Below are 21,606 nucleotides of genomic sequence, written 5' to 3' on the forward strand. Positions count from 1 at the left end.
TCATTCGCTTTCAATCAATTGCGCCAGCTTTTTCAGCCCGCGATGGATATTCACTTTCACTAGCGACTCGCTCTGCCCGCAAATCTTTGACGCCTCCGCGATCGAGGCACCTTCGATCTTGACCAGCGTAATCACCTGCGCCTGTCCCGCGGGAAGCAGGGTGAGCATGCGGCCGAGGCTGAGGCGCGCGTGGACGACCTCATCCTCTGCCCCGACCGCCGCGTCGCCCTCGCCCAGTTCGACCTCGTCGCGCTGGCGGCGCAACATGTCGATCCACCGATAGCGCGCGATCGCCGCCAGCCAGGGCAGGAACGGCCGGCTATTATCCCAGGTGGCGAGCTTGCGATGCACCGACACCAGCGTGTCCTGCACCAGATCGTCGATCTGGTGCGGCGCGATGCGGCGCGCAAAATACCGCGCCAGCCATTTGCCCGAATCGCCCAGCAGCGCGCGATAGGCGGCGCGGTCGCCCCGCTGCGATGCCGCCATCAACCGCGCCAGCGAGGGTTCGTCGATGCTCATTTGCGCCGCAATCTAGCAATGATTGTGTCGAGCGAGAACAGCCCGCCGCCGCGTACGATCAATATCGCCGCCATCGCGGCCCACAATGAGTGGACCGGCCACCATGCGTCGGGAAACACAAAGATCTGGATCACCAGCGTCATCGCCAGCAACGCGCCCGCCGACAACCGCGTCGCCAGACCGAGAAGCAGCAGGATCGGAAACAGATGTTCGGCGTATGTGGTCAGCGGTACCGCAATCGCAGGATCGAGCGGCAGGCCTGAAAATTCCGACGCGAACAGATCATATTGCAACGGGTCGATCTGCAGCACGCCGCCTTCGACAACCTTGGTCAGCCCCGATCGCCAGAACACGCCGGCGAGCGCGAGACGTAGCAACAGCAGCGCGATAGCCTCGGGTACCCGGCCCGCCGCCAGGGCAACCGCGCGATCGTAAAATGCAATCACCCGTGTCATCTCTCAAACCCTCTCGAACGCCCCGGCTGCGATCAGTCTCGCCACGGCGGCACCGCCTTCGGGATGTCCTTCGGCGAGATGCGCAATGAGGTTACCGAGCGGTGCCAATTCCCGCGCCATGGCCAGTGCGGCGACATCGGCATCGGTGATCGCAAACAGCCGCACTTCGGCATCGGGCCGTGCGATGAGTAGCACCCGCACCTCGCGCGCAAAGCCGGGGTCGACGAGTGGCGCGATGGCGCGTGACAGGATCGCGACGCGCAACGTCGGATGGCACCGCACGGCAAGATCGAGCAACGCCGCTTCGTCGAGCCCGGCCAGATCAGCCAGCGTCAGCGCCGGAGCATCCGCGGCGTGATAGCTTTCGAGCCAAGCCCATTCGACGCGCGCCAGATCGGCGGCGACCGGATCGGCGAGCCAGCCAGGAAAGGCCTCTCCAATCAGCGCCAGCGAACGGCCAAGCGCGCCGCCGACGTCGATGAAAGCCCGCGAAACGCGGTTGAACTCGGCGGCTCCGAGATGGTCGCGCGTGCGCGGGAACGTGTCTTCGAGTGCGACCAGCCGCGCGTGCGAGATGGTGTTGGCATGGACGCGCAGTCCGCGCAGTACCGCGGCGCTATCGCCCGCGAACAGGTCGGCGGGCAGGTGGCGCGGGCCGCGAAGCAGCGTTGCGGCGATCGCAGCCTGCATTTCAAGCATTGACCGGCTCCAGCACGAGCATCGCGTCGGCCTTGGCAACCTCGGCCATCAGCGTCGCATAATCGGGAACAGCGCTGTCCCACTCGACCAGCACCGGCTTGGTTCCGGCGCGGCGCAGAAAGGCCGCGAGCAAATCCCAGCAACTGTCGCGCACCGGCGACCCGTGGTCGTCGACCGCGATCGTACCGTCCATATCGTCGTCTTTGCGGCTATGACCCGCAACATGCACTTCGCCGACCAGCCGCGGATCGAAGGCCTCCAGCCACGACGCAGCATCGCGCCCAAGGTTGAACGCCGACACCTCGACATTGTTGATATCGAGCAGCAGCGCGCAACCGCTTCGACGGCACAGTTCGTGGAGGAAATCGACTTCGTCCCAATCGTCACTGGCATATGCGAGGTAGCGCGAGGGGTTTTCGATCAATATCGCTCGCCCCAAGCGGTCCTGCACACGCCCGACTTCGCGCACGAAATGGTAGAGAGCCGCATGGCTGTAGGGAATCGGCAGCAAGTCGGGGAATTTTTCGTCCGGTCCGTTGCTCCAGCTCAGGTGGTCTGACACCATCGCCGGGTCATAGCGGTCGCATAGCGTCGCGAGCGATTCCAGCTCGCCAAGATCGACGCCCGTCGCCGACCCCAGTGACAGTCCGACCGAATGGAAGCTTAGCGGCAAACAGTCCGCGATCGCGGTCAGCCATTGGTGCGGAGGCCCGCCTGCGCCAAAGTAGTTTTGGGGATGTACTTCGGTCCAGGCGGGCGGGGATGCCCGCGCCGCCGCCGCTAGCACGTCCGCATAATGTTCGGGCTTCAACCCGAAGCCGGCGCGCTGCGGCAAGTCACGGAGCGGGCGGGGGGGCACTTGCCTCAACTCTTCTTGGCGACCGGCCTGGCGTTGCCCTTGTGCGCGGCGAGTGTACCGCCCATCTTGACGCAGCTGCCTTTCGTTACATATTTCCAGGCATTGCCCTGGTAATCGACGATCGAGGTGCCGGCGCAGCTGGTGCCCGGACCGGCGGCGCAATCATTTTTGCCCTTCAGCGACACGCCATAGCAGCGCTCCTTGGCGCCGTCGGCGGCAACCGCGGGTACGGCGACCGCACCGGCAGCCATGGCAAGAACCGCCGAGGCGGCGAGCGACAGTTTCAGGCTATTCGACATGTTGGATACTCCCTTTGAAAACGGTGATGCGGGGGGACGGCATCGACAGGAGTTTCGGTGGGCCGCGCCCAAAGGTTACGGCCGTTCGGTCCGCCGCGCCATTTTGTCGCCACCTTCGGCGCGCAGGGCCGGTTTTTGCGATTTCGACCGGAAAGTCAGACCATGAGTGTAGCGTTTCGCCGCGAGGGCGACGACGAGCATAAGGAACCTGAATTCGAGCTGCCCATCGCGGTCGGCCCGAACCTTGTGACCCCGCGCGGACTGCGGCTGCTCGGCGAAGCGGTCGAGCGGATCGAGGCCGAGATCGCGGCGACCGGCGACGAGGAGGCGCGCAAGAAATTACAGCGCCGGCTGCGCTATTTCCACACCCGCCAATCGACTGCCGACGTCCAGGAGCCGCCCGCCGATGCCAGTGTCGGCATCGGCAGTCGTGTGACCTATCGCCTGAACAAGGCCGACAAAACGATCACCATTGTCGGCGGCGATGAAGCCGACCCGGCGCTGGGATGCGTCGCCTTTTCGGCGCCGCTTGCGCGCGCGCTGATGGGCGCCGAGGCGGGGGAGAGCGTCGAATATCAGGGGCGCGAGGATGCGATCGCCCTCCTTGCCGTCGAGACCGACCCGGAGACGCAGCTATGAAAGACAAGTTCGAACGCCACAAACAGCCGTGGACCCCGACCGAAATCGACAAGCTCCACACGCTCGCCAAAAAGGGTCTGCCGCTGAAGTCGATCGCGAAGGCGCTGACGCGCAGCGAAGAATCGGTGAAGGCGCGCGCCAAGGCCGACAGCCTGCCGATTTCGAAGCTGCACTGAGCCACTATGTCGACCAATGAATATGATGCCATCGTGCTGGGTGCCGGCGCGGCCGGACTGATGTGCGCCGCGGTCGCGGGGCAGCGCGGGCGGCGCGTGCTGCTGCTCGATCATGCCGACCAGGCAGGGAAGAAGATCCTGATCTCGGGCGGCGGGCGTTGCAACTTCACCAATGTGAACACTGCGCCCGATCGCTTCATCTCCGCCAACCCGCATTTCGCCAAGTCGGCGCTCGCGCGCTATACCCCCGCCGATTTCATCGCGCTCGTCGACGGCTATGGCATCGCCTACCACGAAAAGACGCTGGGCCAGCTCTTCTGCGACGGGTCGGCAAAGCAGATCGTCGCGATGCTGCTGCAGGAAGCGGCCAAGGGCGGGGTCGATGTCCGCACCGGTCAACCGGTGAACGATGTCACCCACACCGACGGCAAGTTCACCGTCGGCTTCGGCGATGCGAGCTTCAGCGCTGTCAGTTTGGTCATCGCCACCGGCGGACCATCGATCCTCAGATGGGCGCGACCGGATCTGCTTATGACCTCGCGCGTCAGTTCGGGCTCAAGGTCGTCGAACCGCGCCCTGCGCTCGTCCCGCTCACGCTCGGCGGCGACGATGTCCTCTTCCGCGAACTTTCGGGAATCGCCGCGCCGGTCGAGGCGCGCGCAGGCAAGTCCGCGTTCCGCGAAGCCGCGCTCTTCACCCACCGCGGACTTTCGGGTCCGGCGATCTTGCAGGTGAGCAGCTATTGGCGCCGCGGCGAACCCGTGACCATCGACCTGTTGCCCGATGCGCCGCAGGGCTGGCTGATCGACGCCAAACGTGCCCGACCACGTGCCTCCCTGCGCGCGGCGCTGGGTGCGCTGTTGCCCGATCGTCTCGCCGAAACGCTCGCCGAACGCCTCGCGCTTCCTGGCGAACTTGCCGCCCTGACCGATCGCAAACTCGCCGATGCCGAATCGCGCCTCGCCCGCTGGATTTTCCACCCGAACGGCACCGAAGGTTTTGCGAAAGCCGAGGTCACAATCGGCGGAATCGCCACCGCCAGCCTGTCGTCGCAAACAATGGTGGCCAAAACCGTCGCGAACCTCTATGCGGTCGGCGAGGCCGTAGATGTCACAGGGTGGTTAGGCGGCTATAATTTTCAATGGGCCTGGGCGAGCGGACACGCTGCCGGACAGGTGATTTAAGCCCATTGAGCCCCTTTCTGTCGGCCCGCCACCGCACCGGTGGCCGCCTATATTATTGAGATAATAATGACTTTCGAAAATCTTTCCCCCGTCCTTTCGGACGCCCTGACCGCGCGCGGCTATGAAGCGCTCACCCCCGTGCAGTCGCAAGTCAGCGAAGATCAGGCCAAGGGCCGCGATCTGCTCGTCTCCGCCCAAACCGGGTCGGGCAAGACCGTCGCGTTCGGCCTCGCGATGGGCGATGAGCTGATCGAAGACGGCCGCCTGCCGTTCGCGACCTCGCCGCTGGCACTGATCATCGCGCCGACCCGCGAACTCGCGCTTCAGGTCAGCCGCGAACTGAGCTGGCTTTACGCCAAGGCTGGCGCGCGCATCGCGACTTGCGTCGGCGGCATGGATGCCAGCAAGGAACGGCGCGCATTGGGTCAGGGCGTGCAAATCGTCGTCGGCACCCCCGGACGCCTGCGCGATCATCTCGAACGCGGCGCGCTCGACCTCTCGGCGCTTCGCGTTGCGGTGCTCGACGAAGCCGACGAGATGCTCGACATGGGCTTTCGCGATGATCTTGAGGAGATCCTCGACGGCACCCCCGCGACCCGCCGCACTTTGCTGTTCTCGGCGACGATCCCCAACCCGATCGTTCAGCTCGCCAAGCGGTATCAGAAGGACGCGCTACGCATCTCGACAGTCGGCCAGGACCGCGGCCATGGCGACATCGCCTATCAGGCCGTCACCGTCGCCCCCGCCGATATCGAAGGCGCGGTGGTCAACCTGCTGCGTCTCCACGACGCCGAAACCGCGATGCTGTTCTGTGCGACGCGCGACAATGTCCGCCGCCTCCACGCCAGCCTTGTCGAGCGCGGCTTCGCCGCGGTCGCGCTGTCGGGCGAGCATAGCCAGAATGAGCGCAACGCCGCGCTGCAAGCGCTGCGTGATCGCCGCGCCAAGGTTTGCGTCGCGACCGACGTCGCCGCGCGCGGCATCGATCTGCCGACGCTCAGCCTAGTCGTCCACGTCGAAATCCCCCGCGATGCCGAAGCGCTCCAGCACCGGTCGGGCCGTACCGGTCGCGCGGGCAAAAAGGGCACCGCGGTCATCATCGTCCCCTATCCGCGCCGCCGACGCGTCGATGGCATGCTGCGCGGCGCGCGGATCGAAGCCGAATGGATGGACGCCCCGACCGCCGCCGATGTGCGCAAGCGCGACCAGGAGCGGCTGATGGAAAAGCTGCTCACCCCGGTCGAGCATGAAGCCGAAGATATCGAACTCGCACAGCGCCTGATGGCCGAACGCACCCCCGAAGACATCGCCGCCTCGCTCGTCCAGGCGCACCGCGCGCTGATGCCGCCGCCCGAAGATCTGATCGACAACGGCCCGCGCGGCCGCGACACCGCCGGCCGCCCCGAACGCGGCGAGCGCTTCGAGCGCCCCGAGCGCGGCGCCGGTGGCGATCAGCGCGAAGGCTTCGAGGACAGCGTCTGGTTCCGCCTCAACATCGGCCGCCACCAGAATGCCGATCCGCGCTGGATCCTGCCCCTGCTCTGCCGCCGCGGGCATGTGAGCAAGAACGAGATCGGCGCGATCCGCATCGGGCCCAAGGAAACGATGTTCAACATTCCGCGCGCGATCGCCGATCGCTTTGCCGAGGCGGTCATCCGCAGCGCCAATGAAGACGGCGAGGACGACAGCGGCGTGGCGATCACTCCGGCGCCCGAGGGCCCGACGTATCCGCCGCGCCGCGACAAGGCCGGGCATGGCGGCCCGCGCGACGGCACCCCGCGCAGCACGCTGGGCCGGGCGCCCGGTGGCGACCGCAGCTTCGGTGATCGTCCGCGTGGTCCCGGGGGTCCCGGTGGCAAGCCCACCGATCGCTACAAGCCCAAGCCGTTCATCCAGCGCAGCCCGCGCCGTCCAAGCAAGTAAGCTGACGGCCAACTTTTTAGACGTCGTCATTGCGAGCTGAGCGAATCAATCCAGAGCAGTCCTGCAAAGCTCTGGATTGCCGCGTCGCCTTCGGCTCCTCGCAATGACGATGTCGATGGACTGAGTTGCCCTTGCGCTCTTCTCCCAGGCCCTCCAGATGGACCGGACAGCAGGAGACAGGTGCATGCAAGCGATCGAAGCCTTTATCGAATGCCAGGGCGGACCCGAGGTCATCGACTGGCGCGAGGTGACGCTCGGCGAACCCGGCCCCGGTCAGGTGCTGCTGCGTCAGACCGCGGTCGGGCTCAACTATCTCGACACTTATCACCGCGATGGCACCTATCCGGTTCCGTTCCCCAGCGGGCTCGGAGTCGAGTCTGCCGGTGAAATCATCGCGGTCGGCGAAGGCGTCCACGGCTTCCGGCCCGGCGACCGCGTCGCGACCTTTGGTCCCGAGCGCACCGCTTATGCCAGCGCGCGACTGGTCACAGCGGCATCATTGTTCAAGCTTCCCGCTACGATCGACGACGAGACCGCTGCCGCCGCGCTGCTCAAGGCGTGCACGGTCGAGATGCTCGTCGAGCGCTGCGCGAAAGTCGAAGCAGGCTGGCCGGTGCTCGTCCATGCCGCCGCCGGCGGGGTCGGGCTGATCCTCGTCCAATGGCTGAAGGCGATCGGCGCGACGGTCATCGGCACCGTCAGCACCGATGCGAAGGCGCACGCCGCGCGTGAAGCCGGCGCCGACCATGTGCTGATGTACAAGAGCGACGATGTCGCGGCGCATGTCCGCGAGATCACCGATGGTCAGGGCGTCCCGGTGACGTTTGACGGCATCGGCATGGCCACATGGGAGGTCTCGCTGAAAGCCACCGCGCGCCGCGGACTGATCGTCAGCTATGGGAATGCCGGTGGGCCGGTGACCGGCGTGAATCTCGGCGTGCTCGCGCAGCATGGATCGCAGTTTGTGACCCGGCCGACCCTGTTCGACTATTATCTCCACTCCGGCGAACGCGCCGCAGGCGCGGCACGCGTGTTCGACATTATCACATCGGGCGCGGTGAAGGTCACCGTCGGCCAGCGTTACGGACTGCAAGACGCGGCACGCGCGCATGCCGATTTGCAGGCCGGGCGGACGACGGGATCGACGCTGCTGATTCCGGAACATAATTGACCGTGGCCCCCGAACGCGGGGCGACGGTTACGCCTTCAACCGCTCCGCATGCCAAGCCACATGCTCGGCCAAAAAGGTCGAGATGAAATAATAGCTGTGGTCATACCCCGGCTGCATCCGGATGGTCGCCTTTTGCCCGGCCAGCTCGCACGCCTCGACCAGCAAATGCGTCTTGAGCTGATCGGCCAGGAAGCTGTCGGTCTCCCCTTGATCGACGAGCAGGTCGGCCACTTGCGCACCGCTTGCGATCAACGCACAGGCATCATAGGCCGTCCACGCCTCGCGATTGGCGCCAAGGTAATGACCGAGCGCCTTTTCGCCCCACTGACATTGCAGCGGAGCCACAATCGGCGAAAACGCCGACACCGAGCGAAAGCGATCGGGCGTTCGCAGCGCGACAGTCAGCGCGCCATGCCCGCCCATCGAATGACCGGTAATCCCCTGCCGCGTCATGTCGGCAGCGGCAAATTCACGCAGCACCAGCGACGGCAGCTCGTCCTCGACATAGGATCGCATCCGGTAATTCGAGGCCCACGGTTCCTCGGTCGCATCGACGTAAAAGCCCGCGCCCAGCCCGAAATCCCAGGCGGCGTCGGGATCGTCTGGAACGCCCTCTCCGCGCGGCGAGGTGTCGGGCGCGATAAAAATGATGCCATGCTCGGCGCAGGCGGCGCGATACTCGCCTTTCTCCATCACATTGGCGTGGGTGCAGGTCAGCCCCGACAGATACCAGAGCACCGGCAGCTTCGCGCCTTCCGCATGGTCGGGAACAAAGACCGCAAAGGTCATGTCGGTGCCGGTGGTCGCACTTTGGTGCTTGTACACGCCTTGCGTGCCACCGTGGCTGCGAACGGTGGAGAGGGTTTCGATGGTCATGGTTCGTCCTGCTTGTCTTTTCACCAGCCTAGGGCATGCTGGCCAAATATCCAAAGGGGGAGACGCGCCGCATGGTCGACAACGCCATTCACGGGAACTGCCACGACCGCTTCGCTAGCGTTCGCCTCGGCATGGCGGCGAGCCTTGCCGCAGGTACCGACGTCGGCCTGTCATTCTGCGCGACGATCGACGGCGAAACCGTGGTCGACCTGTGGGGCGGCTACGCTGATGACGCGAAAACGCGGCCGTGGCAGGCCGACACGATCGTCAACGTCTATTCCACCACCAAGACGATGACCGCGCTCACTGCGTTGCTGCTAGCCGACCGCGGCGAGCTCGATTTCGCAGCGCCGGTCGTGCGCTACTGGCCCGAATTCGCTGCGAACGGCAAGGACACCGTCACCGTGGCGCAGCTGATGAGCCACAGCGCCGGCCTGTCTGGCTGGGAAGCGCCTATGACCACCGAGGATTTCTACGACTGGGACATGGCAACCTCGCTGCTCGCCGCACAAGCGCCCTGGTGGGAACCCGGCAGCGCGCCGGGCTATCACGCAATCACCCAAGGTTATCTTGTCGGTGAGGTCGTGCGCCGCATCACCGGCAAATCGCTCGGCACCGTCTTCCGCGAAGAAATCGCGCAGCCGCTTGGCGCCGATTTCCATATCGGCTTGCCAGCGTCGGAGGACCACCGCGTGGCCGACTTGATCCCGCCGCCCGAAACGCCGCGCGAATTTACCAGCGACATCCAGCGAAAGACTTTCGCCAATCCCGGCATCGACGTCCTCGCGACCCGGACGCGCGCCTGGCGCGGCGCCGAGATCCCGGCCGCGGGCGGCACGGGCAACGCGCGCAGCGTCGCCGAAATTCACGCGCTGCTCGCCAACGGCGGGGTAGCAAAAGGCAAGCGCATCCTGTCCGAAGCGGGCTGCCGCAAAGCGCTCGATCTGCAGAGCGAGGGCACCGACCTGATCTTGGGCATTCCGGTGCGATTCGGCATGGGCTTTGGCCTGCCCAGCGAGCTGGTCCCGCTGCCCAATCCGAACACCATCTTCTGGGGCGGCTATGGCGGGTCGGTGATCATCATCGATATGGATGCCTGCGCGACGTACAGCTACGTCATGAACAAGATGAACAGCGGACTGACCGGCGATACGCGCTCGTTCGCACTGATCGGCGCGATGTGGATGGCGATGGCGGCCTAACCCGCGACGGGAAGCGCCGTAACCACTGGCGTATGCCCCCAATGGCGTAGCAGGTGGAGAATCGCGGCGCCCGCGAGTGCAAGCGTCGCGGTGTTGCGCAGCGGGTGGATGTTGACCGGATCGGCGTCGGCCAGCGCCGCGTCGAGCACTACGGTGATGCTATCCGGCGCGGCGTTGATCGCCGCGAGCGGGGTTACCGACCCCGGCGTGATGCCGAGCAGGCGTGCCATGTCTTCAGCCTTGCCGAAACTGACATGCTTGCAACCGATCGCGCCGGGCAGCCGCTTCAGGTCGACCCGCGCATCGGACGGGACGGTGATGAGCCAAAACGCCCCGCCCTTGTCCTTCAGGAACAAATTCTTCGTGTGCGCGCCGGGCATCGCGGCGTGCACCGCATCGCTTTCGGCCACAGTGAACACCGCATCATGTTCATGTTCGGCGAAGGGGATCGACAGCGCACGAAGGTCCGCCCGCAATCCCGCTTCGCCGCGCATGGGTGCTATCGGCCGATTACAAGCGCTTCAGTGCGCACAGCTTGTTACCGTCAGGATCGCGCAGATAGGCAAGGTAAAGCTGGCCAAAGCTGCCTTCGCGCACACCCGGCGGATCTTCGATGCTGGTGCCGCCCGCAGCAACGCCGGCGTCGTGCCACGCCTTGGCCTGCGCCTCGTCTGCCATCGCGAAGCCGATGGTGCAGCCATTGCCCGCGGTCGCCGGCTGGCCGTCAATCGGCGGCGTCACCAGAAACAGGCCGTCATTGTGCATATAGATCAGGCGGCCCTTGTCGTCCTGGATCCCCGGCTTGCCGCCGATCGCCTGGAAGGTCGCATCAAAGAATGTCTTCGCTTTCGCCACGTCATTCGTGCCGACCATATTGTGACTGTACATCGCTCTCTCCTTTTTTGGTTGCGAATCGATACCGAACTTGTGCCAGCCTTGTCAGCGGAAGACCACCGTCTTGCGGCCATCGATCAGCACGCGCTGTTCGGCGACCCAGCGCACCGCTTTCGCCAGCACTTGCGCCTCGACATCGCGGCCGATACGGATCAAATCCTCGACGCTGTCGCGGTGATCGACGCGCTCGACCGCCTGTTCGATGATCGGGCCTTCGTCGAGGTCGCTGGTCACGAAATGTGCTGTCGCGCCGATCAGTTTCACACCGCGTTCCTGTGCGCGGTGATACGGCTTCGCGCCCTTGAACCCCGGCAGGAAGCTGTGGTGGATATTGACGCAGCGCCCCGCAAGTTTCCCCGACAGGTCCTGCGACAACACCTGCATATAGCGCGCGAGCACCAGATAATCGGCGCCGCTGCGCGCCATCAGATCAAGGATGCGCGCTTCCTGTTGGGGACGATTGGCGTCGTTGACCGGGAAATGGTGGAACGGCACGCCATGCCATTCACTCAGTCGCCGCTGATGTTCGTGGTTCGACACCACCGCGACGATGTCGATCGCGAGGTTGCCGGTCGACCAGCGGTGGAGCAAGTCGTTGAGGCAATGGCTACCTTGCGACACCGCAATGATGAAGCGCGGTTTTGCGGCGCTATCGCTAATCCGCGCGTCCATCGCGAAACGATCGACGATCGGCGCAAACGCCGCCTGCACCCCAGCCAGCCCCTCGGGAAAGCGCGGCCCGGCGCCGCGAAAGGCAACGCGCATGAAAAAACGCCCCGAACCAAGGTCGGCATATTGCTGGCTGTCGAGGATGAAGCCGTCGCGCTCGGCGAGTAGCCCCGTTACGGCGGCGACGATGCCGACCGCATCGGCGCAGCTGAAGGTCAGGACATAAGGTCCGGTCAAATTGTCACTCCCCAATTGACGTCATTGCGAGCGGAGCGAAGCAATCCATAGCGGTTTACGCAAACTCTGGAATGCCGCGTCGCTCCGCTCCTCGCAATGACGAAGCTTGGCGAGAAACGGAACTGCTTTTTAGTATACTACCACCGACCGGATGCTTGTCCCCGCATGCATCAGGTCGAAGCCCTTGTTGATCTCTTCCAGCCCCATGACGTGGGTGATCATCGGGTCGATCTCGATTTTGCCGGTCATATACATGTCGACGATCTTGGGGACGTCGGTGCGCCCTTTGGCGCCGCCGAACGCGGTGCCGCGCCAGTTGCGCCCGGTGACGAGCTGGAACGGACGCGTCGCGATTTCCTTGCCCGCCTCGGCGACGCCGATGATGATCGAGGTTCCCCAGCCGCGATGGCAGGCTTCCAATGCGGTGCGCATCACCTCGGTGTTGCCGGTGGCGTCAAAGCTATAGTCGGCGCCGCCGTCGGTCAGCTGCACGATCGCGGCGACCGTGTCTTCGCGGCTCATGCCCTTGCTATTGAGGAAGTCGGTCATGCCGAACTTGCGGCCCCATTCCTCGCGCGCCGGGTTGATATCGACGCCGATGATCTTGTTCGCACCCGCAAGCCGCGCGCCCTGGATCACGTTAAGCCCGATCCCGCCGAGCCCGAAGATGACGACATTGTCGCCGACCTGCACCTTGGCGGTGTTGATCACCGCGCCAACCCCGGTGGTCACGCCGCAGCCGATATAGCAGCTCGACTGGAACGGCGCGTCCTCGCGGATTTTCGCGACCGCGATCTCGGGCAATACGGTGAAGTTCGAGAAGGTCGAACAGCCCATATAATGGAAGATCGGTTGGCCCTTGTAGCTGAACCGGCTCGTGCCGTCGGGCATCAGACCCTTGCCCTGCGTCGCGCGGATCGCGGTGCAGAGGTTGGTCTTGCCCGAAAGGCAGCTTTTGCACTGGCGGCATTCGGGGGTGTAGAGCGGGATCACATGGTCGCCGGGGACGACGCTCGTCACCCCCGCGCCGACTTCGCGCACGATCCCCGCGCCCTCGTGCCCCAGCACGCTCGGGAAGATGCCCTCGCTGTCGAAGCCGTCGAGCGTATAGGCATCGGTGTGGCAGATGCCCGTCGCCATGATCTCGACAAGGACCTCGCCCGCTTTTGGGCCTTCGAGATCGAGTTCGACGATTTCAAGCGGCTTCTTTGCTTCGAACGCTACGGCGGCGCGGGTCTTCATAGGAGCACTCCTGCGAGAAATTGATCTGGCCCGCTGTACACCGATCCAAAGCACGATAAAGGGGCCAATCGGCAATATATTATCCCGGAGGTGAGATAATGGGCGCTTGGGAGGGCATCGACGAGATCGTCGCGATCGCCGACGCGGGAAGCTTCGTCGCCGCGGCGGCGCGGCTCGGCACCTCGACTTCGCACATCAGTCGCGCGGTGATTCGCCTCGAAAACCGCATCGGCGCGCAGATCTTCGTGCGCACGACGCGCCGCGTCGTCCCGACCCCGGCGGGCCGCACGCTGATCGAGCAGTTCCGCGGCCTCATCGCCGCGCGCAACGATGCGCTCTCGGCGGTCAGCGACGACGGTGCGCCGCGCGGCGAGGTCCGGATGACCTGTTCGATCGCAATGGGCGAACGCTTCGTCGCGCAGATCGCGCGCGATTATGCCTTCGCCTTTCCCGACGTGACGGTGACGCTCGAACTTACCAACCGCGTCGTCGACCTGCTCACCGAGGGCTTCGACCTTGCGATCCGCACCGGCACGCTGCCGAACTCGGGCCTCGTCGCGTCGCGCATCGCCTCGCGCAGCCTCTATCTATGCGCCGCTCCCGCCTATCTCGCGCGCGCCGGCACGCCCGCGTCGATCGACGATCTCGCGCGCCACGAATGCATGCTCGGTACCGCCCCCGCTTGGCATTTCCGCGCGCAGGGCAAGGACATCACCCACCGCCCCGCCGGCCGCTGGCGCTGCAACAGCGGCACCGCAGTCACCGAAGCCGCGCTTGCGGGGCATGGCGTCTGCCAGCTTCCTGACTTCTACGTGATGCCGCATCTGCAAAGCGGCGCGCTCGTCTCGCTCCTCGACCCGCTGCGCCCGCAGGGGGAACCGATCTGGGCCGTCTATCCGCAGCGCCGCCACTTGCTGCCGAAGGTGCGGCTGCTGATCGACAAGTTGCGCGAGGAACTGCCTGCGGTTCTCCAACAAACCTCGTCACCCCGGGCTTGATCCGGGGTTCCGGTTTCAACGTCGCGCAGCGGGTGCCCGGATCCAGTCCAGGGTGACGAGGAAAACGACGTGACCCTCAACACTCGACCACACTGACCGCCAGCCCGCCCTTCGACGTTTCCTTATACTTATCGCGCATATCGCGCCCGGTCTGCAGCATCGTCGCGATCACCGTGTCGAGGCTCACGACATGCGTGCCGTCGCCGATCATGGCGATACGGCTCGCATCGATCGCCTTGATCGAACCCATCGCGTTGCGCTCGATGCACGGGATCTGCACCGGCCCGCCTATCGGATCACACGTCAGGCCGAGATTATGCTCCATGCCGATTTCGGCGGCATTTTCGACCTGCGCATTCGTCCCGCCCAGCGCAGCGGCCAGTCCCGCCGCTGCCATCGAGCAGGCGACGCCGACTTCGCCCTGGCAGCCAACCTCGGCGCCAGAGATGCTGGCGTTGCGTTTGTAGAGCGCGCCGACGGCGCCCGCGGCGAGCAGGAAGGTGCGGACCCCGGCGTCATCGCCGCGATAACCGCGGCGGTAGAAGCGGATCACCGCGGGGATGATCCCTGCGGCGCCATTGGTCGGCGCGGTAACGACCTTGCCGCCCGCGGCATTTTCCTCGTTCACCGCCATTGCCCAAAGGTTGATCCAGTCCATCATCGCGAGCGGATCGGTCAGATTTTGTTCGTGACGGCTCTGGATATCGGCGGCGATCTGCGGCGCGCGGCGCTTGACCTTCAGCCCGCCGGGCAGAATGCCGGTGCTGCAGCAGCCCGCATCGATCGACGCATCCATCGCCCCGGCGATCGCGTCGAGCCCGGTGTTCACCTCATCGAAGCTGCGATGGACGAGTTCGTTTTCGAGCATCATTTCGGCAAAGCTCTTTCCCGACGCGGCGCCCATGCTCAGCAGGTCGGCGCCCGAGGTGAAGGCGAAGGGCAGCTCGACCTCGTCCTCGGCGCCGCGGCTGTTGCGCCCCGCCTCATCCTCGTCGACGACGAAGCCGCCGCCGATCGAAAAATACATGCGCTTGGCGAGGATTTCGCCGTCGGCATCGCGCGCGGTAAAGCTCACCGCATTGCTGTGAAAGGGCTGGCGCTGGCGCATCTGGAAATGCAGGTCGCGTTTCGGCTGGAACCGCACGCGCTGGCGGCCGAGCAGGTAGAGGAAGCCTTCGCTCTCCGCGCGGTCCCAATGCGCCTTGATCGCGGCGAGGCTGGTGCTCGCGGGAATTTCGCCCGCCAGACCCGCGACGATCGCGGTATCGGCAGCATGGCCCTTGCCGGTCAGCGCGAGCGATCCGTACAGATCGGCTTCGACATGCGCTGTCCGGTCGAGCATCGCCTGCTCGTCTAGCCACATGGTGAAGCGCCGCGCGGCGACCATCGGCCCGACGGTGTGCGAGCTAGAGGGGCCGACCCCGATTTTGAACAATTCGAACAGGCTGATCGTCATGGCGGCGCTATAGGGGCGGCGCCGTCATGACGATAGATAGCAGTTCAAATTTCCCTTACGGTCAGGCTGGAAAGGTCCAAGTCGTATCGCGCGCGAAATTCTCTGCGGCGAAATCCCAGTTGAGCAGTTCGTCAACGACCGCATCGACATAGGCGGGGCGCAGATTCTTGCGGTCGATGTAATAGGCATGTTCCCACACGTCGATCACGAGGATGGGCTTAATGCCCGCGACCAGCTCGGTGCCGGCGTCGTGGGTATCGGTGACCGACAGCGTCCCGTCGCGCGACACGAGCCAGGCCCAGCCCGACGCGAAATGGTTGACCGCGGTTTCCTTGAGCTTCTTTTTCAGATCGTCGAGCGAGCCGAAATCGCGCTCGATCGCGGCGAGCAGGTCGCCGTCGGGAGCGGTCTTTTCGGGGGTCAGGCTGTTCCAGTAAAAGGCATGGTTCCACGATTGGGCGGCGTTGTTGAACAGGCCCTTGTTGCCCGCGCCCTCGGCATGGTGGACGATTTCTTCGAGCGGCTTGTCGGCAAGGTCGGTTCCTGCGATTGCCGCATTGACCTTGTCGACATAGGCCTTGTGGTGCTTGCCATGATGCGTCGCGAGCGTGTCGGCGGAAATATGCGGCTCGAGCGCGTCCTGCTTGTAAGGCAGCGGGGGAAGAGCGATCGTCATGGCAGTCTCCGGTGGTTTTCTGAGGGGATGAGGGCTTTAACTCGGCATCGGGGCGCAGAGTTGCAAGGTTTGGGCGGGGAATTTTTCTTCTCGTCATTGCCAGCGAAGCGAAGCAATGACGACGAGATTTACGTCACCATCGCCAGCAACGCTGCAATCCGATCGGCCTCCTCGGCAGGCTTGTCGCGGCGGATGCGCGATATGCGCGGGAAGCGCATCGCGAGCCCCGACTTGTGGCGCTTGCTGCTGTGAATCGAATCGAACGCGACCTCGAGCACGAGCGACTTTTCGATCTCGCGCACCGGTCCGAAGCGGTTCAGCGTGTTGTCGCGGACGAACTTGTCGAGCCATTTCAGCTCCTCGTCGGTGAACCCCGAATAGGCTTTGCCGACGGGAAGCAGCTCACCGTCATCGCTCCAGCATCCGAAGGTATAGTCAGAATAGAAGCTCGCGCGGCGTCCATTGCCGCGCTGCGCGTACATCATCACGCAATCGGCGGTGAGCGGGTCGCGCTTCCATTTATACCACAGCCCAGCGCGCCGCCCCGGGACATAGGGCGCATCGCGGCGCTTGAGCATAACTCCCTCAATCGCAGCATCGCGCGCACCCGCGCGGCGTTCAGCAAGGTCATTGAAATCGCGCGCTTCAATCACCTGCGACAGGTCGAAATGGCTGTCGTCGAGACGTGGCACAAAGCTTTCCAACTGCCGCCGCCGTTCGGTCCAAGGTAAGGAGCGCAGATCGTTGCCATCGATCGCGAGCAGGTCATAAACGCGTACGAACGCCGGATAATCGGCGAGCATCTTCTTCGACACCGTCTTGCGCCCGAGCCGTTGCTGAAGCGAATTGAAGCTCGCGGCTTCGCCGCCTTGCGCTTCGCCGCGCACGAGCAATTCACCGTCGATCACCGCATCCTGATCGAACGCCGCCACCAGTTCAGGGAATGCGCCGCTGATCTCCTCACCGCCGCGGCTGTAGATGCGGGTCTGGCCGCCACCATGAACGATCTGGACGCGAATGCCGTCCCACTTCCACTCGGCGGCATATTCGGCGAGATCGACGGTGGTCTCCTCCAGTGGATGCGCGAGCATGAAGGGGCGGAAAAATGCGACATCGGCGAGATCGGGGCGTTCGGCCCTTCCCTCGCCCCATGCAAACAGCGGTGCATAGGGCGGCGGGATCGCGTGCCACAGCTCCTCGACATCGTCGACGGGCACGGCAAACGCCTGGGCGAACGCCTGCTTCGCCAGTCGCGCCGACACTCCGACGCGCATTCCGCCCAGCGCGAGCTTGAGCAGCGCATAGCGGCCATCGGCGTCGAGGCAGTCGAGGAGCGACGCGAGGATTTGAGGGGCGGTGGCGCGAGTGGCGGCGGACAGGGCGTCTGCCGCCGCCGCCACTGTGAGGTCTGCTTGTGCGCCCGGCGCGTCGGGCCACAATAGCGCCGCGGTCTCCGCGGTATCGCCCACAAAATGCCGCGACAGCCGGAACAATTCCTCATCGACCCGCGTCGCAAGAAGCGCCCGCACCATCGCCGATTTCACCGCTGGGAAATCGAGACTCTCGATCAGCGCCGCGATCGCCCAGCCGCGATCGGGGTCGGGCGTATGGCGCAGATAATCGACGAGCAGCGCCAGCTTGCTGTTGCGCGAGCGCGTATAGATGAGCCGGTCGATCAGGGCCGCGAACGCCTTCACGCCTCTTCCTCCAGATCGCGCCCGACAAGATGCAGCGCGCGCGCCTGGCGCTGATGCAGTTCGCACCAGCGCAGCAAACCGTCCTCGCTGCCGTGGGTGATCCACGTTTCCTTCGGATTCACCTGTGAAATCGTCGTCGTCAGTTCTTCCCAATCGGCATGATCCGAAATCACCAACGGCAGTTCGACCATCCGCTGGCGGGCACGCTGGCGGACGCGCATCCAGCCTGACGCCATCGCGGTGACCGGATCGGGCAATCGGCGCGACCAGCGGTCGTTCAGCGCCGAGGGCGGCGCGACGATGATCTGCCCCGCCATGTCGGTCTTGTCGGTCTCGCTGACCAGCCGCAATTCGCCCAGATCGACGCCGTGCGCGGCATAGAGCGCGCACATTTTCTCCATCGCGCCGTGGATATAGATCGGCGCGTCCCATCCCGCGGCGCGGAGCTCCGCCATCACCCGCTGCGCCTTGCCCAGCGCATAGGCGCCGACGAGCACGCAGCGATCGGGTTCGGCGCGCACTGCGCCGATCAGCTTGGCAATTTCCTGGTCCGTCGGCGGATGGCGGAACACCGGCAGGCCAAAGGTCGCCTCGGTGATGAAGATATCGCACGGTACGACCTCGAACAGCGCGCAGGTCGGGTCGGGGCGGCGTTTGTAGTCGCCGGTGATGATGATACGCTCGCCTGCATATTCCATCAGGATCTGCGCGCTGCCCAGCACATGCCCCGCAGGGAAAAAGCTGAAGCGCACCCCGCCGAGCTCGAAGCCATCGCTATAACCGAATGCCTGATTATGGCTCGCCTCGACATCGACGCCGTAACGCAGCGCCATGATCGCCAACGTTTCGGGGGTCGCGAACACAGCCCCGTGGCCGCTGCGCGCATGGTCGGCGTGGCCGTGGGTCACAGCCGCTCGCTCGACGGGACGCGACGGGTCGATCCACAGGTCGGCCGGCTTCACATACAGACCTTGCGCATGCGGTTCGAGCCAGGATTTTGCTTTTGCCATCAGGCGGCGAGCTCGCGCACGCGCGCCAGGTCGGCGACGAATGCCGCGCGCTCTAAGTCCGCACGCGCCCGGTCGGGCAGCCGCAGCAGAAAGGACGGATGGATCGTCGCGACCAGCTTCGTACCGCCGCCAAGTTCATGCACCGCGCCGCGCATCGATGCGATGCTCATGCTCTTGCCCGTCACCCCGCGCAGCGCGCTGCCGCCCAGGGTGACGATCAGATCGGGCTTTACCAGCGCGCGTTCCTTGTCGAGCCACCAGCGGCAGATATCAATCTCCCCCGTCGTCGGGTTCTGGTGCAGGCGCCGCTTGCCGCGCGGTTCGAATTTGAAATGCTTGACCGCATTCGTCAGGAACAGTCGGCTTCGGTCGAGCCCCGCTTCCTCCAGCACCTCGTTAAGCACCTGCCCCGCGGGTCCGACAAACGGCCGCCCTTCCAGATCCTCGCGGTCACCCGGCTGCTCGCCGACCAGCATTATGCGCGCCGCCTCCGGCCCCTCCCCGGCCACCGCCTGCGTCGCGTCGCAATGCAGCGGGCAGCGCGTGCAGCCGCCCATTGCGCGGGCGAGGTCATCCAGCGTGTCGATATCGTCGGTCAGGGCCAGCTCCTCGGGGACGCGGGTTCGCCATTTCTCGGTTTGCGGGTTTGCAAGCGAAACGGCGGTCGCGCGCATCCGTTCCACCCGCGCCGCGGCGCCCGCAAGCAGCGGCGCAATATCCTGCGCTTCGGGCAGGTTTTTCCAGTATTTCTTGGGCATTTCCGACCGCATTGCGTCGATCTTGACGCGCGCCGGATTGAAGATCGCGCCATAATAGGTGCGCCATTGATCCTCGACGATGTCGCAATCGGGCACCTCGTCCTTCGTCCCGCCGGGGCCATAACCGAGCGTCTCGTCCCGCCAGATCGCGCGCGCATCGGGCGTCACGATCGCCCAGTCCATGCCGTAGAAGCGGCGCTGAAAGAAAGGCGCCGTCAGCCGCAGGATGCGGTGTGAGGGTTCAAACCACGCCACGAAGCTTTCGCGCCCCGCATCTTCCCCCAAGCGCCGGAAGCGCACGAAGGCGTGCATCTTATGAATGTCGCGACGGATCGCCTTGTCGGTTCCCCGCAGCCAGTCGATATCGGCGTCGGTCGTCCGGGCGAGCAATTGCCGATCCTGCGCTGCGCGCCAGATGATGCGATAGAGCCGCGCGGGAACCCCGGCATCGCGGTGGCAAATCACTCGGTCGGCCATGACGAGCAATTCGCGCGGCAGCGATACGGTCCCGCCCGACGCGGGCGGTGCGTCGTCACCAAACAGCGACGCGCCCTCTTCAACGCTCCGCCAGCTCACATGCTCGGGCGCTACGCCGCCCCCGAGCAAACCGCGCGCTGCATCACGCCATTCGGCGAAATCGCCGGGGCGGGCGAGCACGACCTCCCTCATAACGCCAGCGACAGTTGCTCCGCCGGCGGGGCGAAACGCGCGCGCAGGCTGGCGCTGTCGGTCAGCGATCCCGGTTGCCAGTCGGGAGTGACGATGAAAGGCAGGACTTTCTTCACCGACGCGGTGAGCTTCGCAAGATCGCCAATCCGCAGTTTGCCCGTCCGCCGCACCGCCACAATCCGGTCGACCGCGCGCGTTCCGAGCCCCGGCACACGGAGCAACAGCTCACGCGGAGCGCGATTGATGTCGACCGGAAAAATATCACGCCGCATCAGCGCCCAAGCGAGTTTGGGATCGATGTGGAGGTCGAGCATCCCGTCGCTCGCCCCCTCCATGATTTCGGCGCGCTGAAAGCCATAGAATCGCAGCAGCCAATCGGCCTGGTACAGCCGGTGTTCGCGCATCAGCGGTGGGCGGACCGGCGGCAAATCGATGCTCGCGTCGGGAATCGGACTATACGCTGAATAATAGACGCGGCGCAGCCGATAGCCCGAATAAAGGTTGGTCGCCGTCGCCAATATGTCGTCGTCGCGCGACCCATCGGCGCCGACGATCATCTGGCTCGACTGTCCCGCGGGCGCAAAGCGTGGCGGCTTTGCCTTTTTGAGCAGACGCCCTTTCGCCGCCTCGTTCGCATCGTCGACGCCGACCCGCACAGATGCCATCGTCTTGCGGATCGTTTCGGGCTTTTTCTCGGGCGCAAAGCTTTGCAATCCAGCCTCGGTTGGCAGTTCGACATTGGTCGACAGCCGGTCGGCATAAAGTCCCGCGAGCGCGATCAGGCCGGGATCAGCCCCCGCGATCGTCTTGAGATGGATATAACCCTGAAAATGATGCTCCTCGCGCAGGATCCGCGCGACCTCGACCAGTTGCTCCATCGTGTAATCTTCGGACCGAATGATCCCCGACGACAGGAACAGTCCCTCGATATAGTTGCGCTTGTAGAAATCGAGCGTGAGCCGGACGACCTCCTGCGGATTGAAGCGCGCCCGCGGCACATTGCTCGACGCACGGTTGATGCAGAAGCGGCAGTCATAGATGCAGAAATTGGTCAGCAGGATCTTGAGCAGCGAAATGCACCGCCCGTCGGGCGCATAACTGTGGCAAATGCCCATACCCTCGGTCGATCCGATCCCTTTGGTCTCGGTCGAATCGCGTTTGACCGACCCCGACGACGCACATGAGGCGTCATATTTCGCGGCATCGGCCAAAATGCTGAGCTTTTCGAGAATCGGTTTTCCAGTCATTTCCTATATCTAGCATAGGAACATAGCAGGAACAAACCGCTCTGACGC

Annotated in this window: 22 protein-coding genes and 1 pseudogene; 7 read left to right on the top strand and 16 right to left on the bottom strand. The window is 64.7% G+C overall.

Translation table 11 applies throughout. The features are described from left to right. From IPF76_RS02125 to IPF76_RS02145, 5 genes are read right to left on the bottom strand one after another with little or no spacing between them, the layout of a single operon-like run. Entirely contained in the window at positions 1-522 is a 522-nt protein-coding gene (locus IPF76_RS02125) for a sigma-70 family RNA polymerase sigma factor (RefSeq protein ID WP_293838995.1), read from the bottom strand. Beyond that, positions 519-977: a DoxX family protein gene (locus IPF76_RS02130; RefSeq protein ID WP_293838997.1), complete on the bottom strand. Its 459-nt coding sequence runs from the start codon at positions 975-977 to the stop codon at positions 519-521. The genes IPF76_RS02125 and IPF76_RS02130 overlap by 4 nt, the downstream gene beginning before the upstream one ends. A 3-nt stretch (positions 978-980) precedes the next feature. After that, positions 981-1,676, bottom strand: coding sequence for a putative DNA-binding domain-containing protein (locus IPF76_RS02135; RefSeq protein ID WP_293839000.1), 696 nt, complete (start codon positions 1,674-1,676; stop codon positions 981-983). Then, positions 1,669-2,535 carry a DUF692 domain-containing protein gene (locus IPF76_RS02140; RefSeq protein WP_293839003.1) on the bottom strand — a complete coding sequence of 289 codons (867 nt, stop codon included), beginning with the start codon at positions 2,533-2,535 and terminating at the stop codon, positions 1,669-1,671. Before IPF76_RS02140 ends, IPF76_RS02135 begins: the two co-directional genes overlap by 8 nt. Before the next feature lie 5 nt (positions 2,536-2,540). Further along, on the bottom strand, positions 2,541-2,834 hold the full coding sequence (locus IPF76_RS02145) for a DUF2282 domain-containing protein (RefSeq protein WP_293839006.1): 294 nt from the start codon (positions 2,832-2,834) through the stop codon (positions 2,541-2,543). 162 nt (positions 2,835-2,996) lie between these two features. On the opposite strand from IPF76_RS02145, the gene IPF76_RS02150 reads away from it, so the two are divergent. From IPF76_RS02150 to IPF76_RS02170, 5 genes and pseudogenes are all read left to right on the top strand, one after another. After that, entirely contained in the window at positions 2,997-3,473 is a 477-nt protein-coding gene (locus IPF76_RS02150) for a GreA/GreB family elongation factor (RefSeq protein ID WP_293839009.1), read from the top strand. After that, on the top strand, positions 3,470-3,649 hold the full coding sequence (locus IPF76_RS02155) for a hypothetical protein (protein WP_293839011.1): 180 nt from the start codon (positions 3,470-3,472) through the stop codon (positions 3,647-3,649). Before IPF76_RS02150 ends, IPF76_RS02155 begins: the two co-directional genes overlap by 4 nt. 6 nt (positions 3,650-3,655) lie before the next feature. Next, a pseudogene (locus IPF76_RS02160) lies at positions 3,656-4,833 on the top strand (NAD(P)/FAD-dependent oxidoreductase). 66 nt (positions 4,834-4,899) lie between these two features. Beyond that, positions 4,900-6,756, top strand: a complete 1,857-nt coding sequence (locus tag IPF76_RS02165) for a DEAD/DEAH box helicase (RefSeq protein WP_293839014.1) — start codon at positions 4,900-4,902, stop codon at positions 6,754-6,756. A 184-nt stretch (positions 6,757-6,940) separates the two neighbouring features. After that, positions 6,941-7,927 (top strand): quinone oxidoreductase, encoded by a 987-nt coding sequence (locus IPF76_RS02170; protein ID WP_293839017.1) that lies wholly within the window; start codon positions 6,941-6,943, stop codon positions 7,925-7,927. A gap of 27 nt (positions 7,928-7,954) precedes the next feature. Here IPF76_RS02170 and fghA read toward each other — a convergent pair whose 3' ends face one another. Then, positions 7,955-8,803, bottom strand: coding sequence for an S-formylglutathione hydrolase (fghA, locus tag IPF76_RS02175; protein ID WP_293839020.1), 849 nt, complete (start codon positions 8,801-8,803; stop codon positions 7,955-7,957). 71 nt (positions 8,804-8,874) lie between these two features. On the opposite strand from fghA, the gene IPF76_RS02180 reads away from it, so the two are divergent. Next, positions 8,875-10,005, top strand: coding sequence for a serine hydrolase domain-containing protein (locus IPF76_RS02180; protein WP_293839023.1), 1,131 nt, complete (start codon positions 8,875-8,877; stop codon positions 10,003-10,005). Here the strand turns inward: IPF76_RS02180 and IPF76_RS02185 are convergent. The 4 genes from IPF76_RS02185 to IPF76_RS02200 all read right to left on the bottom strand — a co-directional run bounded on the left by IPF76_RS02185 (position 10,002) and on the right by IPF76_RS02200 (position 13,047). Further along, positions 10,002-10,499, bottom strand: coding sequence for a prolyl-tRNA synthetase associated domain-containing protein (locus IPF76_RS02185; RefSeq protein WP_293839026.1), 498 nt, complete (start codon positions 10,497-10,499; stop codon positions 10,002-10,004). The two genes, IPF76_RS02180 and IPF76_RS02185, sit on opposite strands and share 4 nt — an antisense overlap. Before the next feature lie 16 nt (positions 10,500-10,515). Then, the gene (locus IPF76_RS02190; protein ID WP_293839029.1) at positions 10,516-10,893 is read right to left on the bottom strand and encodes a VOC family protein; all 378 of its coding nucleotides are present in this window, start codon (positions 10,891-10,893) and stop codon (positions 10,516-10,518) included. A 51-nt stretch (positions 10,894-10,944) separates the two neighbouring features. After that, entirely contained in the window at positions 10,945-11,805 is an 861-nt protein-coding gene (gene purU / locus IPF76_RS02195; RefSeq protein ID WP_293839031.1) for a formyltetrahydrofolate deformylase, read from the bottom strand. A 129-nt stretch (positions 11,806-11,934) separates the two neighbouring features. After that, entirely contained in the window at positions 11,935-13,047 is a 1,113-nt protein-coding gene (locus IPF76_RS02200; RefSeq protein WP_293839034.1) for an S-(hydroxymethyl)glutathione dehydrogenase/class III alcohol dehydrogenase, read from the bottom strand. Positions 13,048-13,145: 98 nt separating this feature from the next. Here IPF76_RS02200 and IPF76_RS02205 point away from each other — a divergent pair, with 98 nt between their 5' ends. Further along, positions 13,146-14,045 (top strand): LysR family transcriptional regulator, encoded by a 900-nt coding sequence (locus IPF76_RS02205; RefSeq protein ID WP_293839037.1) that lies wholly within the window; start codon positions 13,146-13,148, stop codon positions 14,043-14,045. Between the two features lie 76 nt (positions 14,046-14,121). Here the strand turns inward: IPF76_RS02205 and IPF76_RS02210 are convergent, their stop codons facing one another. From IPF76_RS02210 to IPF76_RS02235, 6 genes are all read right to left on the bottom strand, one after another. Beyond that, positions 14,122-15,501 (bottom strand): L-serine ammonia-lyase, encoded by a 1,380-nt coding sequence (locus IPF76_RS02210; protein ID WP_293839040.1) that lies wholly within the window; start codon positions 15,499-15,501, stop codon positions 14,122-14,124. 61 nt (positions 15,502-15,562) lie between these two features. After that, positions 15,563-16,177, bottom strand: a complete 615-nt coding sequence (locus IPF76_RS02215; protein WP_293839043.1) for a superoxide dismutase — start codon at positions 16,175-16,177, stop codon at positions 15,563-15,565. Between the two features lie 128 nt (positions 16,178-16,305). Next, positions 16,306-17,874 (bottom strand): cisplatin damage response ATP-dependent DNA ligase, encoded by a 1,569-nt coding sequence (locus IPF76_RS02220; protein ID WP_293839046.1) that lies wholly within the window; start codon positions 17,872-17,874, stop codon positions 16,306-16,308. Then, positions 17,871-18,884, bottom strand: a complete 1,014-nt coding sequence (locus tag IPF76_RS02225) for a ligase-associated DNA damage response exonuclease (protein WP_293839049.1) — start codon at positions 18,882-18,884, stop codon at positions 17,871-17,873. Before IPF76_RS02225 ends, IPF76_RS02220 begins: the two co-directional genes overlap by 4 nt. Further along, positions 18,884-20,299 (bottom strand): UdgX family uracil-DNA binding protein, encoded by a 1,416-nt coding sequence (locus IPF76_RS02230; protein WP_366498968.1) that lies wholly within the window; start codon positions 20,297-20,299, stop codon positions 18,884-18,886. The genes IPF76_RS02225 and IPF76_RS02230 overlap by 1 nt, the downstream gene beginning before the upstream one ends. 8 nt (positions 20,300-20,307) lie before the next feature. Next, on the bottom strand, positions 20,308-21,558 hold the full coding sequence (locus IPF76_RS02235) for a putative DNA modification/repair radical SAM protein (protein WP_293839054.1): 1,251 nt from the start codon (positions 21,556-21,558) through the stop codon (positions 20,308-20,310). Positions 21,559-21,606 lie beyond the last annotated feature (48 nt).

Source organism: Sphingopyxis sp. (assembly GCF_016704835.1).
Taxonomy (GTDB): domain Bacteria; phylum Pseudomonadota; class Alphaproteobacteria; order Sphingomonadales; family Sphingomonadaceae; genus Sphingopyxis.

Excerpts from the sequence above, each read along its gene's own strand:
- IPF76_RS02145 (WP_293839006.1), bottom strand. The coding sequence starts at position 2,834 with ATGTCGAATAGCCTGAAACTGTCGCTCGCCGCCTCGGCGGTTCTTGCC.
- IPF76_RS02130 (WP_293838997.1), bottom strand. The coding sequence starts at position 977 with ATGACACGGGTGATTGCATTTTACGATCGCGCGGTTGCCCTGGCGGCG.
- IPF76_RS02205 (WP_293839037.1), top strand. The coding sequence starts at position 13,146 with ATGGGCGCTTGGGAGGGCATCGACGAGATCGTCGCGATCGCCGACGCG.
- IPF76_RS02200 (WP_293839034.1), bottom strand. The coding sequence starts at position 13,047 with ATGAAGACCCGCGCCGCCGTAGCGTTCGAAGCAAAGAAGCCGCTTGAA.
- IPF76_RS02215 (WP_293839043.1), bottom strand. The coding sequence starts at position 16,177 with ATGACGATCGCTCTTCCCCCGCTGCCTTACAAGCAGGACGCGCTCGAG.
- IPF76_RS02225 (WP_293839049.1), bottom strand. The coding sequence starts at position 18,884 with ATGGCAAAAGCAAAATCCTGGCTCGAACCGCATGCGCAAGGTCTGTAT.
- fghA (WP_293839020.1), bottom strand. The coding sequence starts at position 8,803 with ATGACCATCGAAACCCTCTCCACCGTTCGCAGCCACGGTGGCACGCAA.
- IPF76_RS02125 (WP_293838995.1), bottom strand. The coding sequence starts at position 522 with ATGAGCATCGACGAACCCTCGCTGGCGCGGTTGATGGCGGCATCGCAG.
- IPF76_RS02190 (WP_293839029.1), bottom strand. The coding sequence starts at position 10,893 with ATGTACAGTCACAATATGGTCGGCACGAATGACGTGGCGAAAGCGAAG.
- IPF76_RS02135 (WP_293839000.1), bottom strand. The coding sequence starts at position 1,676 with ATGCTTGAAATGCAGGCTGCGATCGCCGCAACGCTGCTTCGCGGCCCG.
- IPF76_RS02185 (WP_293839026.1), bottom strand. The coding sequence starts at position 10,499 with ATGCGCGGCGAAGCGGGATTGCGGGCGGACCTTCGTGCGCTGTCGATC.
- IPF76_RS02165 (WP_293839014.1), top strand. The coding sequence starts at position 4,900 with ATGACTTTCGAAAATCTTTCCCCCGTCCTTTCGGACGCCCTGACCGCG.
- IPF76_RS02155 (WP_293839011.1), top strand. The coding sequence starts at position 3,470 with ATGAAAGACAAGTTCGAACGCCACAAACAGCCGTGGACCCCGACCGAA.
- IPF76_RS02180 (WP_293839023.1), top strand. The coding sequence starts at position 8,875 with ATGGTCGACAACGCCATTCACGGGAACTGCCACGACCGCTTCGCTAGC.
- IPF76_RS02170 (WP_293839017.1), top strand. The coding sequence starts at position 6,941 with ATGCAAGCGATCGAAGCCTTTATCGAATGCCAGGGCGGACCCGAGGTC.
- IPF76_RS02150 (WP_293839009.1), top strand. The coding sequence starts at position 2,997 with ATGAGTGTAGCGTTTCGCCGCGAGGGCGACGACGAGCATAAGGAACCT.
- IPF76_RS02210 (WP_293839040.1), bottom strand. The coding sequence starts at position 15,501 with ATGACGATCAGCCTGTTCGAATTGTTCAAAATCGGGGTCGGCCCCTCT.
- IPF76_RS02235 (WP_293839054.1), bottom strand. The coding sequence starts at position 21,558 with ATGACTGGAAAACCGATTCTCGAAAAGCTCAGCATTTTGGCCGATGCC.